The sequence below is a fragment of the Bacillus sp. BF2-3 genome (genome assembly GCF_008368795.1).
GTDB lineage: Bacteria > Bacillota > Bacilli > Bacillales > Bacillaceae_G > Bacillus_A > Bacillus_A cereus.
The window spans coordinates 47,751-61,705 of sequence record NZ_QOSA01000025.1 but is presented as its reverse complement, the minus strand read 5'-3'; the positions used below and the strand labels follow the sequence as shown (position 1 = coordinate 61,705).

Sequence of the window (13,955 nt, the reverse complement as noted above, 5' to 3'; positions counted from 1 at the left end):
ATTCAAACATGAGAAATGAAACCCTACAGTGGTTCCATTTCTCTACATAATCTAAAGTTTGGGTACACTAGATTCATGCAATGTAGGAGCTTTCAGAGTAGAAAGCGAACCTTCGTTTAAAATGATAGCATACATATCTTCCTCAAAAATATGCAAATATGCATATATTGTTTTTATTTCTCAATGTCAGAATATTGAAAAACAAAAGACTCGAAGGTAAAATAAAGTCATTATCCGTCTTCTTTTGTCAGTCACAGAGAATAGAAGAATAGGAGAGGAAAAAATGAGAAAATCATTGAAACAAAAAATAGTAAGCTCTTTGCTTGCTGTATCACTCGCTGTTAGCTTAGCTCCAATTGGGCAAGCAAAAGCGGATTCCACGTCAGAGGTTACACAAACTCCATCTATTACAAAACAGATTGATCCAAACCGCGCGATTGAACATGTTCGTTTCTTATCTGAAACAATTGGTCCTCGCCCCGGTGGAACAAAATCCGAAGAATGGGCTTCTCGTTACATTGGTATGCAGCTTAAATCAATGGGCTATGACGTAGAATATCAACCATTTCAGGTGCCCGATCAATACGTTGGATTCATTGAATCACCACTATCAACAAAACGTAATTGGCAAGCTGGTGCTGCTCCTAATGCACTCATTTCTACAGAAGCTGTTACAGCTCCCCTTATCTTTGTTCAAGGTGGGACAAAATTAGAAGATATTCCAAATGAAGTAAACGGTAAAATTGTTTTATTTGAAAGAGGAACGACAGTTACAGACTATAATAAGCAAGTTGAAAATGCTGTTAGCAAAGGTGCAAAAGGTGTTCTTTTATACAGTTTAATTGGCGGACGCGGAAATTATGGACAAACCTTCAATCCCCGCCTAACGAAAAAGCAGTCTATCCCTGTCTTTGGTCTTGCTTATGCGCAAGGAAATGCATTTAAAGAAGAAATCGCTAAAAAAGGGACAACAATTCTTTCCCTAAAAGCGAGACATGAATCTAAATTAACATCTCTAAATGTTATCGCCAAAAAGAAACCAAAAAAGAGTACAGGTAATGAGAAAGCAGTCGTTGTAAGCTCGCACTATGATAGTGTTGTCGGAGCACCTGGCGCAAATGATAATGCTTCTGGAACTGGATTAGTATTAGAACTAGCTCGTGCTTTTCAAAATGTAGAAACTGATAAAGAAATTCGCTTTATTACCTTTGGTTCTGAAGAAACTGGATTACTTGGTTCGGATTATTACGTGAATAGTCTATCCCAGAAAGAACGCGACCGTATTTTAGGTGTCTTTAACGCCGACATGGTTGCAACAAATTATGATAAAGCAAAGAATTTATACGCTATGACACCTGATGGCTCTACAAACTTTGTAACAGATGCTGCCTTGCAAGCAGGTAAACAACTAAATAATGACCTCGTCCTACAAGGTAAATTCGGTTCTAGTGATCATGTTCCATTTGCTGAAGCTGGTATTCCTGCTGCTCTATTCATTTGGATGGGTGTCGATAGTTGGAATCCATTAATCTATCATATTGAGAAGGTATACCATACACCTCAAGATAACGTATTAGAAAACATTTCACCTGAACGAATGAGAATAGCATTAGACGTTATCGGAACAGGAGTTTATAACTCGCTTCAAAAACCTGTTCCTCAAACTGAACAGAAAGCTGCTTAATCATTTAAAAGATCACTGATTTTATCAGTGGTCTTTTATTGAGAAAAAATATATATGCATAAAAGCATATTTTATCCTACCCATTATCGTATACAATATTAACTGTAACAACACCGATTACAACTAATAAGGAGGCTTTTTCTATTATGAAAAAAATGATTTTAGCAGGTGCATTAACTTTAGCAGGAATTACTGGAGCTACTGCGTTTATTCCTGAAACAAAAGTCGCTGCTGCCGCTCAAGAACAAAGCTTTACAAAATTTTATTCTTTGCAAACTGGAGGTAGTTCTGAACAAGAACCTATTTTCCTTCAAAAAGGACAAGAACTAACAATTCATCCTAACAGCAAAACTCCTAGTTACAGTGTTTATGACTCAAATCATAACCTAATTGGACGTTATTCTGATGGTTACGGCCGAATTTTCACTGCAAAAACAGATGGAAATATGTATGTTCAATTTCATGCACCTTACGTTTACTATAGTCCTGTTAGTTTTTCTGTTACTTATACTATTCAATAAAAAAGAGGTCCTTTATAGGGCCCCTTTTATTTCTCTTGCCAATTCACTTTTACGAATCCATCTTTCACTTTTAATCCACTTATATTCAATACATACTCTTCATTTGCTTTTAAAGTAACTGTAAAACTACCTTTTTTCGATTCACAGATTTCCTTTAACTCTTTTATACCTTCTCCTCGTCTTTCATACACGCTAAAGCATAAGTTCCCTCGTTTTGCATCTGTCTCATAAGAAAATGTCACTTCTGTGTCCTTCTCATACTGAAGTTCAATATCTTTACCGGCAATATCCCATGATGAGAATTTCGCCTCGTAACTTGTCTCCCCTTGCTTCTCATTTTCTAAATATATATCTCCTGCTTTCCACGCGTCATTTAACGTTTGTGCAAAAGCAAAACCACTAAGTAATACAAACATTGTACTTGCCAATATCGCAACTAATGTTACTTTCTGTTTTTTAACAAAGTTCATCTTATATTCTCCTTCAACTTTCTTTTTACTTCTTCTTACCATATATAACAAAAAACCGATAAAAAATGGAAATATAACCGCTAAGACACTCCATCCTTTACTCATTTGATGTGCTTTAGCATCTGTATATACCCATGATGCAACACATATTAAAAGTGCTATAAAAGCTAAAAACATCGTCACTCCAGCTACTTCAAATAGTACAAACGGATTAGCGAACTCATTCATGTAATTTATACTCCTTCTTTAAAAATGACTGTATTACAACATATATCGGAATGTATACATGCATCATAATCACAATGGCTATTAACATAGGAATTTTATAATCCAAATGAGTGACAAATTGTTCTATAACAATTGTTAGCAAAACAATCCAAATGGTATGAATACAAATCATCCATTTCCTCTCTAACTTCTGAGCCTTTCGCACGCCCTGCTTCGTGTTATTTATTAGCTCTTCGCTTGGAGTTATCTCTTCTGCTAAACTGCTCTTTATTTTCTGTTCAAATTTATCTTCCTTCATGAACGGACTCCTCCAAATGTTCTCGCATTTTCTTTTTCCCATAATTAAGCCGATACTTTACCGTACCAATCGGTATATTTAATATTTCGCTCATTTCTTTATAAGAGTATTGTTCATAATAGTAGAGTACGAGCACGGTTTTATATTTTTCATTCAATAGCTGTATAACTTCCCGTATCATTTCCGCTTCCACTTTTTGAATAAATTCTTCTGATATATTCACATCATCTGCGAAATCTATTTCTCCACCATCCTCTTTATGAAACAAATCCAATATTCGATCTTTCCACCTTTTTTTCTTACGATAAAAATCATAAAACGTACGAACACAAATTGTAGTAATCCATTTTTTATAATTCTCCACGTAAGAAAGTTGGTGCCGCGATGAAAAAACTTTTATCCATGTCTCTTGAAAAATATCTTCCGCGTCTTCTTTCGTCTTTGCTAACTTATAGCATAAGGAATATATTTGCTTCTTATATATATCAATTAATTCTTCTACCTTTTCTTCCATCATAAGCCTCCTATCATTTATATAAGACGACGCAAATTCCCTTTTTGTTTGATAAAATTTTATTTTTTATTATCTCCACATAAAAAGGCAATCACAACATCGTGTGATTGCCTTTTATTTAAAAACGAAAGTCCGCTTCCGCTTTTCTTTATGTCCAGCTCTGCCTCCTAGCCCCTTCTGTCTAAGAACCTTCCCCACTAGAAGATAAAATGCATCTTCTGTGGGAAAGAACCTTAGCCTTCGGGACTAAACAGTCGGCTCCGCTTTTCTTTATTGTCCAGCTCCAGCGGCTAGAATACTCGGTGGCTTCGCGCCTTCCTCCGAGGCAAAGTACGCCTCTCTGTCAGGAGCTCCATCCCCCTCCTATTCTAAACGAGCCGCTTCCGCTTTTCTTTATTACATTTTTTCTGGTGCAGATACTCCTACGATTGCTAATGCATTTTGAAGTGTAGTGCGTACTGCTTTCATTAAATCGTAACGAGCTTTACTTAATTCTAAATTATCTTGGTTTAATACTTTTTCTGCATTGTAGAAGCTGTGTAATGTTGCTGCTAATTCAAATGCATAGTTTGTAATACGGTGTGGTAGACGTTTTTGTGCTGCATCCGCAACTACCGCTGGGAATTCACCAAGTTTTTTCAGTAACTCTACTTCTTTTTCAGAAGTAACAAGTTTGTAGTTAACGTCTCCGCCTGTAGCTAATCCTAATTCTTCACCTTGGCGAAGGATGCTGCATACGCGAGCGTGAGCGTATTGTGCATAGTATACTGGGTTTTCATTAGATTTTGATACAGCTAAGTCCATATCGAAGTCTAAATGAGAGTCACCGCTACGCATTGCGAAGAAGTAACGCATTGCGTCCACGCCTACTTCTTCCATAAGCTCACGAAGTGTAACTGCTTTACCCGTACGCTTACTCATCTTCATTTTTTCACCATTTTGGTATAGTTGTACCATTTGGATGATTTCTACTTCAAGCGTGTCTTTATCGTAACCAAGTGCTTGAATAGCAGCTTTCATACGTGGAATATAACCGTGATGGTCAGCACCCCAAATGTTAATTAACTTATCGAAACCACGCTCTAATTTATCACGATGATACGCGATATCTGGCGTTAAGTATGTGTAAGAACCGTCATTTTTAATTAATACACGGTTTTTATCGTCACCGTAAGTCATTGAACGGAACCAAGTTGCACCGTCTTCTTCAAAGATCTCGTCGCGCTCTTTTAATACAGCAAGTGCTTGATCAATTTTCCCGTTTTTGTATAATGATGTTTCTGAGAACCATACATCAAATTTAACGCGGAAGCTTTCTAAGTCTTTTTGAAGTTTTGCTAATTCATATTTTAAACCGTACTCACGGTAGAATTCATAGCTTTCTTTTTCATCAGCTTTCGCATAACGATCACCGAATTCTTCTGCTAAACGTTTACCAATTCCAATGATATCCGCACCATGGTATCCGTCTTCTGGCATTTCTTTTTCTAAGCCTAAAGCTTGCATGTAACGAGCTTCAACAGAAAGAGCTAAGTTATGAATTTGGTTACCAGCGTCATTAATGTAGTACTCACGAGATACATCGTATCCTGCTTTTGCTAATAGGTTACATAAAGTGTCACCTACTGCCGCACCGCGTGCATGTCCTAAGTGAAGGTCACCTGTTGGATTCGCAGATACGAACTCAACTTGTACTTTTTCACCTTTACCAGTATTCGTTTCACCGTAAGCTTCACCAGCGTTTACGATTGTTGGAATTAAATCTGTTAAGTAGCTATTATCCATATAGAAGTTAATAAAACCAGGACCAGCGATTTCGATTTTTTCAATAGAAGCTTTTGCTTTATCGAAGTTTGCAACTAGTTCTTCTGCAATCATACGAGGTGCTTTTTTCGCAACGCGTGCAAGTTGCATTGCCATATTTGTAGAGAAGTCACCATTTGTTTTATCTTTTGGAGATTCTAATACAACGTTTGGAATTTGTTCTTCTGTCGCTAATTCTGCCTTTAATACAGCAGCCTGAATTTCTTCTTTAATCAATCCTTTTACCTGTTCTAAGGAATTCATTATTTTGCCTCCTTCAAATTAATTGTAATAGTATATCTGCCAGCTTCTTGTTCACTTAGAAGCAATGCGTACGTTAAGAAGAGTTGTCCTTTTTTCTTTTCATCCGACCATTTAAAAAGAACGTTATCAGTCTTTGTTTGCAATGCAAACGTACCAAGTTCACTCGTATACGTACCAGTTGTCCATTCACCTTTCACATGCGTCTGACGCATAGAAACAGCACCTGAACGCATAATGAGAACTTGTTCATCTTGAATTTTAATAATTGTTTTCACTTCGCCTTGTTCGTTCGGCTCCTGGAATGTTACATATGTACCTTGACCTTTTACATAGTATTGACCATTTGCTTCAAAAGCAACGGTTTCCTTCCTCGCCCCTTCACGGATTTCTGTTACGAAATGAACGTGTACCGGCAAGCCTGCAAGTTGTTTCTCCACGTCTTGCACACCTTTCAAATGTTATAGATATTAAATACTACTTATAATAAATCACTTTTCCTATCATATCAAAAAAAGACTCTGTCTGTCTGCTGAAAAATCAGGAAAACTCCATTTCAAAAAATAATTCACTTCTACTTTATTTCATATGATAAAATATTTTTTAAATCTAAATATTCTTTCAATTAAAGAGGTGAATGTAGTGATACCAACAAAGTTAAAAAAGGGTGCTGAAATACGAGTGATTTCACCATCGTGTAGTTTAAGTATTGTTTCAAATGAAAATAGAAAACTTGCTATAAAAAGATTAACTGACATGGGCTTTCAAGTTACATTCTCAAAATATGCTGATGAGATAGATCGATTTGCTTCCTCCTCTATTTCTTCCCGCATTCAAGACCTCCATGAAGCATTTCGAGACTCTAATGTAAAAGCTATTTTGACTACACTTGGCGGATACAACTCAAATGGTTTATTGAAACATCTCGATTATGATTTAATTCGTGAAAACCCGAAATTTTTCTGTGGTTATTCTGATATTACTGCCTTAAATAATGCAATTTACGCAAAAACAGGGCTTGTTACATATTCAGGACCCCATTTCTCTTCGTTTGGAATGGAGAAAGGGCTCGGGTATACAACCGATTACTTTTTAAAGTGCTTAACTTCTAATGAGCCTATTGAAGTCCTTCCATCTGAAACATGGAGCGATGATTCTTGGTATATAGATCAGGAAAATCGAGAATTTATTAAAAATGAAGGATATGTTTCAATTCAAGAAGGAGAAGCTACGGGAGATATTATCGGTGGCAATATGAGCACATTTAACTTACTGCAAGGTACACCATATATGCCAAATTTAAAGGAGAAAATTTTATTTATTGAAGAAGATAGTTTAACTGGAACATCTACTCTTAAAACTTTTGATCGTTATTTACATTCCCTTATGCAGCAGCAAGGTTTTGAATACATAAAGGGAATCGTTATAGGAAAGATGCAAAAAGGTGCAGAATGTACGATAGAAGACATTCAAGAAATGATTGGTTCAAAACCTGAACTTGCACATATCCCTATCATTGCAAACGCAAGTTTCGGGCATACAACCCCGATTTTCACTTTTCCAATTGGTGGACATGCAAAAATTATTTCTCACAAAGAGAAGACATCTATCACTATTTTAACGTACTAAAAAAGGAGCGAATGAGTCGCTCCTTTTATGGTTTTTCTATTTTTTTCAACGCTTTTTGCGGAATGGATTCTTTCGGGATTTCAGCCCATCCTTTTCCTTGCATACCTTTTGCATAAATTTTTATAAACGCCCCCGTATGCAATTCACGGTTCATCATTCTTTTAATAACCTGTAACTTTCCATCTTCTGTATACCCTTTAAAAGTATACAAGTATTCTCCGTCTTTTTTCTCACCTTTATCTATAACCGCATAATAATCTTGTATTTCTTTATTTGAAAAGAAGTTGTCTACAAAAGCATGTACACCTTCTGTTTTTGTGTTCAAATAATACGCTGTTCCACCTAGAATAATGGCGAATACAGCTAAAACTTTAATTACCAATTTCATACATGAACCTCCTGTTTGCACTTCTTTCTCGCTAGTATTATATCTATACTTGTATTATACGGAAAAGAGCATACTATACTCTATCTAAAAGTCTTACACTTTCCTTACATTATTGTAAGGGATTTTTTCTTACAACCAGTTCCCAAGAAAAAATTTTTCCGTTTCATACACTTTTATATTATTATTGAATGATACGAATTTTTATTACAAAAATCAAAGGAGACAGTTTTCAAATGGCTATCTTGCAAGGTTTAGCACTATTACTTGTTGTACTTTGTCTATTTACACTTTTCAGTTACCGTGCGCCTTACGGAATGAAGGCGATGGGCGCTTTAGCTAATGCAGCAATTGCAAGTTTTCTTATTGAAGCATTTCACCGTTATATAGGTGGAGAAATGTTTCATAATGACTTTTTACAATCAGTAGGAGAAGCTTCCGGTAGTATGAGCGGTGTCGCAGCAGCGATTTTAGTCGCATTAGCAATCGGTGTTTCCCCCGTATATGCTGTTTTAATTGGTATCGCTACTAGTGGATTTGGTATTTTACCAGGATTTTTCGCTGGATACGTTTGTGCCTTCGTCGTGAAATTTCTCGAAAAGAAATTACCAGCTGGTGTGGAATTTTTAGCAATCCTATTTATCGCTGCACCAATCTCACGCGGAATGGCAATGCTTATGGATCCGCTCGTTAACGCCACACTTGGTAAAATCGGTTCTATGATTTCAGTTGCAACTACAGAAAGTCCTATCATTATGGGTATTATGCTTGGTGGATTAATAACAGTTATTTCTACCTCTCCACTGAGTTCTATGGCACTAACTGCAATGCTTGGATTAACAGGTTTACCAATGGCAATTGGTAGTCTGGCTGTAGCAGCTTCAGCCCCAATGAACTTTATTTTCTTTAAACGCTTAAAAATTTGTTCAAAGAAAGATACAATTGCTGTAGCAATCGAGCCTTTAACACAAGCCGATGTTGTTTCAGCAAATCCGATTCCAATTTATGCGACAAACTTCGTTGGCGGTGCACTTGCTGGTATTATTACCTCTCTGTTCCAGCTCGTTAATAATGCACCAGGAACAGCATCACCAATCCCAGGACTTCTTGTCTTATTCGGATTTAATGACGTTGTAAAAGTAACAATTGCTGCTATATTATGTGGGATCGTTACCACTATTGTCGGATACATCGGATCTATTGTGTTCCGTAAATATCCGATCCGCTCTGCTGATGAAATTCGCGGAGTTACTTCGGAAGAGAAGGTTGCATAAGAAAAAGAGCTATTCCCATCGTTTAGGAATAGCTCTTTTTTGTGTTGCGTAACAGTAAATGAAATTATATCGGCGGTTTTTTTAATATATCGACTTACCGACACATAACGAAAAAATAAGAGCCCTCTAATCATATAGAGGGCTTTTATTTTATCTAGCTGCAGTGGCTAGAATGATCGGTGGCTTCGCTTCTTCCTTCGAGGCAAAAAACGCCTTTTGCAGGAAAGAACCTTAGCCACCGGGCCTAAACAGTCGGCTTCACTTTTATTTCACCCAACCGAGCAGCATTTCCCGCACGAATTTGCTTGCTGCGACTGGTGTTTGATCACTATGGTCGTAGACTGGAGCTACTTCTACCAAGTCTGCTCCAACTACATTTATATTTGAATTTGCAATTGCTACGATGGAATCTAATAATTCTTTAGATGTGATACCGCCAGCTTCTAACGTTCCTGTTCCTGGAGCGTGAGCTGGGTCTAATACATCAATGTCGATTGTGACATAGACTGGGCGGCCAGCAAGTTTCGGTAATACTTCTTTTAACGGTTCTAATACGTCAAATTTGTATAAGTTCATACCTACTTCTTTCGCCCATTCAAATTCTTCCTTCATTCCAGAACGAATTCCGAAAGAATATACGTTTTCCGGACCAATTAAATCACACACTTTACGAATTGGTGTAGAGTGGGATAAAGGCTCCCCTTCATACGATTCACGTAAATCAGTATGAGCATCCATGTGGATGATTGCTAAATCCGGATATTTTTTTGCCATTGCCTTAAAAATTGGCCAAGACACTAGGTGCTCACCGCCGAGACCTAGTGGAAACTTATCGGCATCTAAAAGTTTTGATACATACTCTTCAATCATGTCTAAGCTGCGTTGTGCGTTTCCGAATGGTAATGGGATATCACCCGCATCAAAATATTTTACCTCTTCTAGTTCACGATCTAAATACGGGCTATATTCTTCAAGACCGATTGATACTTCACGAATACGTGCAGGGCCAAAACGAGATCCCGGACGGTAACTTACTGTCCAATCCATAGGCATCCCATAAATAACTACCTTTGACTCTTCAAAACTTGGATGACTTTTAATAAATACTTTACCTGAATAAGCTTCATCAAAACGCATATTCTTTTCCTCCTTATGTGGAACTTAAGGTATCCCAACCTTTCACTATTTCTCAAATTTGGAGCGAATTGCTCCTCTTTCTCGATTTACCGGGTCTTCTTTTTAACAACAAGAAGACGATTTTCTCTACAGAAGTGTAAGTAGCTAGCATGTTCAAGTCTTCTGGACAAACACCTTAAATGAGCTACTTACACTTTATTTGTTTGATACAATTCTCTTACTTAATTAAATCGCCAACAAATTTCGGTAATGCGAATGCTGCATTGTGTAATTCTTTTGTGTAGTATTTCGTTTCGATTTCGTGGAAACGCTCTTCACTTACTTCTAATGGATCATGTTTTTTAGATCCAATTGTGAACGTCCAAAGACCACTTGGGTAAGTTGGAATGTTTGCTGTGTATAAACGAGTGATTGGGAAGATCTCTTTTACGTCTTTAAACACAGTTGTAATTAACTCTGGTGTGAACCAAGGGTTGTCCGTTTGTGCAACGAAAATACCATCTTCTTTTAACGCTTTTGAAATTCCAGCGTAGAAGCCTTTTGTAAATAGGTTTACTGCTGGTCCTACTGGCTCAGTAGAATCTACCATAATTACATCGTATTCATTTTCGCTTTCTGCGATATGTAGGAAACCGTCTCCTACTTTTACTTCTACACGCTCATTATCTAATGCGCCTGCAATTGATGGTAAGTATTGTTTAGAGTACTCAATTACTTTTCCATCGATTTCAACAAGAGTTGCTTTCTTTACACTTGGGTGTTTTAACACTTCACGAATAACACCACCATCACCGCCACCAACAACTAATACGTTTTCAGGGTTTGGATGTGTAAATAAAGGTACGTGCGCTACCATTTCGTGATAAACGAACTCGTCCTTTTCTGTTGTCATAACCATGCCATCTAAAATAAGCATGTTTCCGAACTCTTCCGTTTCAACCATATCAAGTTTTTGGAATTCTGTTTGCTCCGTATGTAATGTGCGGTTAATACGCGCCGTAATCCCAAAATGTTTTGTTTGTTTTTCAGTGAACCATAGTTCCATCGTACAATCACGCCTTTCAATGCAAATTTATAATAGGGACATCATTAATGTCCCCTAACAAAAATAAAACAAAACATCCAAAATGTATAGTTAAAAGTACAAAAATACCGAAAATATATTTTAGTCAGAGGGTTCTAACATATGTGCGGAAAGGGTTTGCACCGTAAAAGGAAAGAAAACCCTTTCTTAAGAAAGGGCTTTTGTCTCTATTTCTACTGGTTTACGAATTGGAATTAGGATCATAATACAACCAACTAACACCACAATTCCACCTACTAAAAACGGACTTTGTGGTGAAACAGTATGACCGATAATTCCTGATAAAATCGGAGCAATCGCACCACCTAACCAACGAACAAAGTTATAAACACCTGACGTAACAGATCTTTCATAAGGTGAAATATCCATTACATAACTTGTGTATAATGCATTGTTTAAGCCAGACGCCAATCCTGATAAAACGATAAGAGTAATTTGTAACCACATAATTTTCACAAAGAATAGTGCAATTAAGAAAATCGCAAATACGAGTAAACTACCCTTCAATAATGTTTTTGGTTCATATTTCCCTTCTAGCTTATGTGCTAAAATTGCAGAACCGTAAGCTAACGCGAGTCCCCATCCGCAAAATACAAAGCCTAATTGAATAGCTGATAAATGCATAATAAGTGGTGAATATGCTAACACGACAAAAAATCCGTAGTAGTATAGCATCCCTGAAATGGCACCTTGCATAAATGGTTTATACTTCACCAGGTTAAGTAATTCCCCTACGCCAGCAGCCTTACGCTTCACTTTTCGTTCTGGTTCTTTTACAAAAAAGAATACTAAAATAAATGCTAAGAAAATTAAAATACTCGTCGCGAAAAACGGATAACGCCAAGAATGACCACCTAATATCCCGCCTAATAACGGTCCGCCAGCCATACCTAAGCCGATAGCTGCTTCGTATAATCCTACTGCTTCATGAACTTCTTTACTTAATGCAATCAATAAAGTCATCGCCGTCGCGAAGAACATCGCATTCCCTAATCCCCATCCAGCGCGGAAAAGAGATAATTGAGCAATCGTTTGTGACATACCACATATAAACGCAAATACAGTCACAATCGCAAGACCGATTGTCATCATCCGTTTATCACCAAATCTCGATGCAAATATACCAGCTGGTAACATCATAATTGCCATCGTTAAAATATAAGCGGTAAATAACATTTCAACTTGCCAATGCGATGCACCAATTTTCTCTGCAATAATCGGCAAAATTGGGTCGACTACTCCTATACCCGAAAAGGCAAGGAAGGTAGCCACCACTGTAATCAATCTCCCTAGTTTTTGTTTGCTCTCCATTTTGATTACTCTCCTTTTGTGCTCTCTAAAAATGTTACTGCACGATGTAAACTATCTTCTAGTTCTGCCTTTACACGTTGCATTTGCTCCATTTTTTCGTCTAACGTTTGCACTTGTTTTTCAAGCATATCTTTAATTTCTTGAATCACTTCACGATCACGAGGATTTTCGCTATTTCTTCTTTGCTCCATTCTTTCTTTTAGTGATAAGAAATGCTGCATTTCTTGAAGTGTGATTCCTAGCACTTCTTTCGATTCTACAATTCTTTTAATTCTGGCAATATCCTCATCCGTATACAGACGGATATTTCCCTCACTACGTTCTGGGGGATGAATTAAACCAATTTCCTCATAATAACGAAGTGTACGTTTTGTTAAACCGACTTGCTTTGTTACTTCATCAATTTTATACATGTTTATTCCTCCCTTCACTTGATTATTACATTTTACGTTAACGTTAACTTTTCTGCAACTGTTAGACTTTTGTAAATGTTTGTCATATTCAATTGTATTTTCCCTAAAGCAGTTTCATAATAAAAGAAAAGAGATAATAAGGAGAATTTCACATGAGTAAACCACTTATTTTCGCTCACCGCGGAGTAAAAGGAACACATCCCGAAAATACGATGATTGCCTTCCAAGAAGCAGAACGCATTGGTGCTCACGGAATTGAACTCGATGTCCACTTATCAAAAGATGGTGAACTTGTCGTAATTCACGATGAAACCGTCGATCGTACAACAAATGGCGTTGGACTTGTTTCTGAAAAAACGGTAGAGGAACTACAATTATTGGACGCTGGTAGCTATAAAGACCCTTCTTTCCATGAAGCAAAAATCCCAACGTTGCGTGAGGTTTTCATTTGGCTTTCCACAACGAACTTACAACTAAATATTGAATTAAAGACAGATGTTATTCATTACCCAAATATTGAGGAAAAAGCTGTTGCACTTGTGCGTGAATATCATCTTTCTAATCAAATTGTATTTTCATCATTTAACCATGACTCTGTTTCATTATTAGCAGAAATTGCTCCTGAAATCCCAAGAGCAATTTTATATGATACACCACTTACTGATCCAATTTCCGAAGCAAAACATAGAGAAGCAAGTGGATTACATCCAAACTTCCAGTTATTAACGAAAGAATTTGTGCAGTTAGCACAAGAGCAAGGATATGTTTTCCGTCCATATACAATTAACGAATACAAAGATTTACAAACTATGATTGATTATGGTGTAGATGTCATCATTACCGATTGGCCAGCACGTGCCTTTGAGCTCCTTTCTTAATGGAAGGAGCTTTTTATTTTCGAAATTTCATTGTTTAAAATAAACGAAAACCCTCAATACTAATA

The 13,955-nt window shown here is 37.0% G+C and carries 15 protein-coding genes; 5 read left to right on the top strand and 10 right to left on the bottom strand.

Going from position 1 to position 13,955, the window contains the following annotated elements:
• The first annotated feature begins 283 nt into the window (after positions 1-283).
• On the top strand, positions 284-1,684 hold the full coding sequence (locus DN401_RS19685; RefSeq protein ID WP_001232216.1) for a M28 family metallopeptidase: 1,401 nt from the start codon (positions 284-286) through the stop codon (positions 1,682-1,684).
• 146 nt (positions 1,685-1,830) lie between these two features.
• Positions 1,831-2,205 carry a hypothetical protein gene (locus tag DN401_RS19680; RefSeq protein WP_000738221.1) on the top strand — a complete coding sequence of 125 codons (375 nt, stop codon included), beginning with the start codon at positions 1,831-1,833 and terminating at the stop codon, positions 2,203-2,205.
• 26 nt (positions 2,206-2,231) lie between these two features.
• On the opposite strand, the gene DN401_RS19675 is transcribed toward DN401_RS19680, so the two are convergent.
• The 5 genes from DN401_RS19675 to DN401_RS19655 all read right to left on the bottom strand — a co-directional run bounded on the left by DN401_RS19675 (position 2,232) and on the right by DN401_RS19655 (position 6,219).
• Positions 2,232-2,903, bottom strand: coding sequence for an ECF-type sigma factor negative effector (locus DN401_RS19675; protein ID WP_001001598.1), 672 nt, complete (start codon positions 2,901-2,903; stop codon positions 2,232-2,234).
• Positions 2,896-3,201, bottom strand: a complete 306-nt coding sequence (locus tag DN401_RS19670; RefSeq protein WP_000656684.1) for an ECF-type sigma factor negative effector — start codon at positions 3,199-3,201, stop codon at positions 2,896-2,898. Before DN401_RS19670 ends, DN401_RS19675 begins: the two co-directional genes overlap by 8 nt.
• Positions 3,188-3,715 (bottom strand): RNA polymerase sigma factor, encoded by a 528-nt coding sequence (locus DN401_RS19665; RefSeq protein WP_002204870.1) that lies wholly within the window; start codon positions 3,713-3,715, stop codon positions 3,188-3,190. The genes DN401_RS19670 and DN401_RS19665 overlap by 14 nt, the downstream gene beginning before the upstream one ends.
• A gap of 396 nt (positions 3,716-4,111) precedes the next feature.
• On the bottom strand, positions 4,112-5,782 hold the full coding sequence (argS, locus tag DN401_RS19660) for an arginine--tRNA ligase (protein ID WP_001086453.1): 1,671 nt from the start codon (positions 5,780-5,782) through the stop codon (positions 4,112-4,114).
• A complete protein-coding gene (locus tag DN401_RS19655) occupies positions 5,782-6,219 on the bottom strand; it encodes a YwiB family protein (RefSeq protein WP_000414867.1) in 438 nt (145 codons plus the stop codon). The genes argS and DN401_RS19655 overlap by 1 nt, the downstream gene beginning before the upstream one ends.
• 202 nt (positions 6,220-6,421) lie before the next feature.
• Between DN401_RS19655 and DN401_RS19650 the strand changes: the two genes are divergently transcribed.
• Positions 6,422-7,408 (top strand): S66 family peptidase, encoded by a 987-nt coding sequence (locus tag DN401_RS19650; RefSeq protein ID WP_000613226.1) that lies wholly within the window; start codon positions 6,422-6,424, stop codon positions 7,406-7,408.
• Between the two features lie 25 nt (positions 7,409-7,433).
• Here the strand turns inward: DN401_RS19650 and DN401_RS19645 are convergent, their stop codons facing one another.
• Positions 7,434-7,796: a YxeA family protein gene (locus DN401_RS19645; protein WP_000779922.1), complete on the bottom strand. Its 363-nt coding sequence runs from the start codon at positions 7,794-7,796 to the stop codon at positions 7,434-7,436.
• 233 nt (positions 7,797-8,029) lie between these two features.
• Here DN401_RS19645 and DN401_RS19640 point away from each other — a divergent pair, with 233 nt between their 5' ends.
• Complete coding sequence (locus DN401_RS19640) at positions 8,030-9,067, top strand: PTS sugar transporter subunit IIC (RefSeq protein ID WP_000996319.1); 1,038 nt, start codon at positions 8,030-8,032, stop codon at positions 9,065-9,067.
• A 264-nt stretch (positions 9,068-9,331) separates the two neighbouring features.
• Here DN401_RS19640 and speB read toward each other — a convergent pair whose 3' ends face one another.
• The 4 genes from speB to DN401_RS19620 form a co-directional block, all read right to left on the bottom strand.
• Positions 9,332-10,204: an agmatinase gene (speB, locus tag DN401_RS19635; protein WP_001209831.1), complete on the bottom strand. Its 873-nt coding sequence runs from the start codon at positions 10,202-10,204 to the stop codon at positions 9,332-9,334.
• A gap of 217 nt (positions 10,205-10,421) precedes the next feature.
• On the bottom strand, positions 10,422-11,249 hold the full coding sequence (speE, locus tag DN401_RS19630; protein WP_000424696.1) for a polyamine aminopropyltransferase: 828 nt from the start codon (positions 11,247-11,249) through the stop codon (positions 10,422-10,424).
• Positions 11,250-11,435: 186 nt separating this feature from the next.
• The gene (locus DN401_RS19625; RefSeq protein ID WP_000444228.1) at positions 11,436-12,599 is read right to left on the bottom strand and encodes an MFS transporter; all 1,164 of its coding nucleotides are present in this window, start codon (positions 12,597-12,599) and stop codon (positions 11,436-11,438) included.
• 5 nt (positions 12,600-12,604) lie between these two features.
• Complete coding sequence (locus DN401_RS19620) at positions 12,605-13,012, bottom strand: MerR family transcriptional regulator (RefSeq protein WP_000276573.1); 408 nt, start codon at positions 13,010-13,012, stop codon at positions 12,605-12,607.
• Between the two features lie 152 nt (positions 13,013-13,164).
• On the opposite strand from DN401_RS19620, the gene DN401_RS19615 reads away from it, so the two are divergent.
• A complete protein-coding gene (locus DN401_RS19615) occupies positions 13,165-13,890 on the top strand; it encodes a glycerophosphodiester phosphodiesterase (RefSeq protein ID WP_000042779.1) in 726 nt (241 codons plus the stop codon).
• Positions 13,891-13,955 lie beyond the last annotated feature (65 nt).

Bases quoted from the DNA above. Each gene is read 5' to 3' on its own strand.
- DN401_RS19685 (WP_001232216.1), top strand. From the start codon at position 284: ATGAGAAAATCATTGAAACAAAAAATAGTAAGCTCTTTGCTTGCTGTA.
- DN401_RS19680 (WP_000738221.1), top strand. From the start codon at position 1,831: ATGAAAAAAATGATTTTAGCAGGTGCATTAACTTTAGCAGGAATTACT.
- DN401_RS19675 (WP_001001598.1), bottom strand. From the start codon at position 2,903: ATGAATGAGTTCGCTAATCCGTTTGTACTATTTGAAGTAGCTGGAGTG.
- DN401_RS19670 (WP_000656684.1), bottom strand. From the start codon at position 3,201: ATGAAGGAAGATAAATTTGAACAGAAAATAAAGAGCAGTTTAGCAGAA.
- DN401_RS19665 (WP_002204870.1), bottom strand. From the start codon at position 3,715: ATGGAAGAAAAGGTAGAAGAATTAATTGATATATATAAGAAGCAAATA.
- argS (WP_001086453.1), bottom strand. From the start codon at position 5,782: ATGAATTCCTTAGAACAGGTAAAAGGATTGATTAAAGAAGAAATTCAG.
- DN401_RS19645 (WP_000779922.1), bottom strand. From the start codon at position 7,796: ATGAAATTGGTAATTAAAGTTTTAGCTGTATTCGCCATTATTCTAGGT.
- DN401_RS19640 (WP_000996319.1), top strand. From the start codon at position 8,030: ATGGCTATCTTGCAAGGTTTAGCACTATTACTTGTTGTACTTTGTCTA.
- speB (WP_001209831.1), bottom strand. From the start codon at position 10,204: ATGCGTTTTGATGAAGCTTATTCAGGTAAAGTATTTATTAAAAGTCAT.
- speE (WP_000424696.1), bottom strand. From the start codon at position 11,249: ATGGAACTATGGTTCACTGAAAAACAAACAAAACATTTTGGGATTACG.
- DN401_RS19625 (WP_000444228.1), bottom strand. From the start codon at position 12,599: ATGGAGAGCAAACAAAAACTAGGGAGATTGATTACAGTGGTGGCTACC.
- DN401_RS19620 (WP_000276573.1), bottom strand. From the start codon at position 13,012: ATGTATAAAATTGATGAAGTAACAAAGCAAGTCGGTTTAACAAAACGT.
- DN401_RS19615 (WP_000042779.1), top strand. From the start codon at position 13,165: ATGAGTAAACCACTTATTTTCGCTCACCGCGGAGTAAAAGGAACACAT.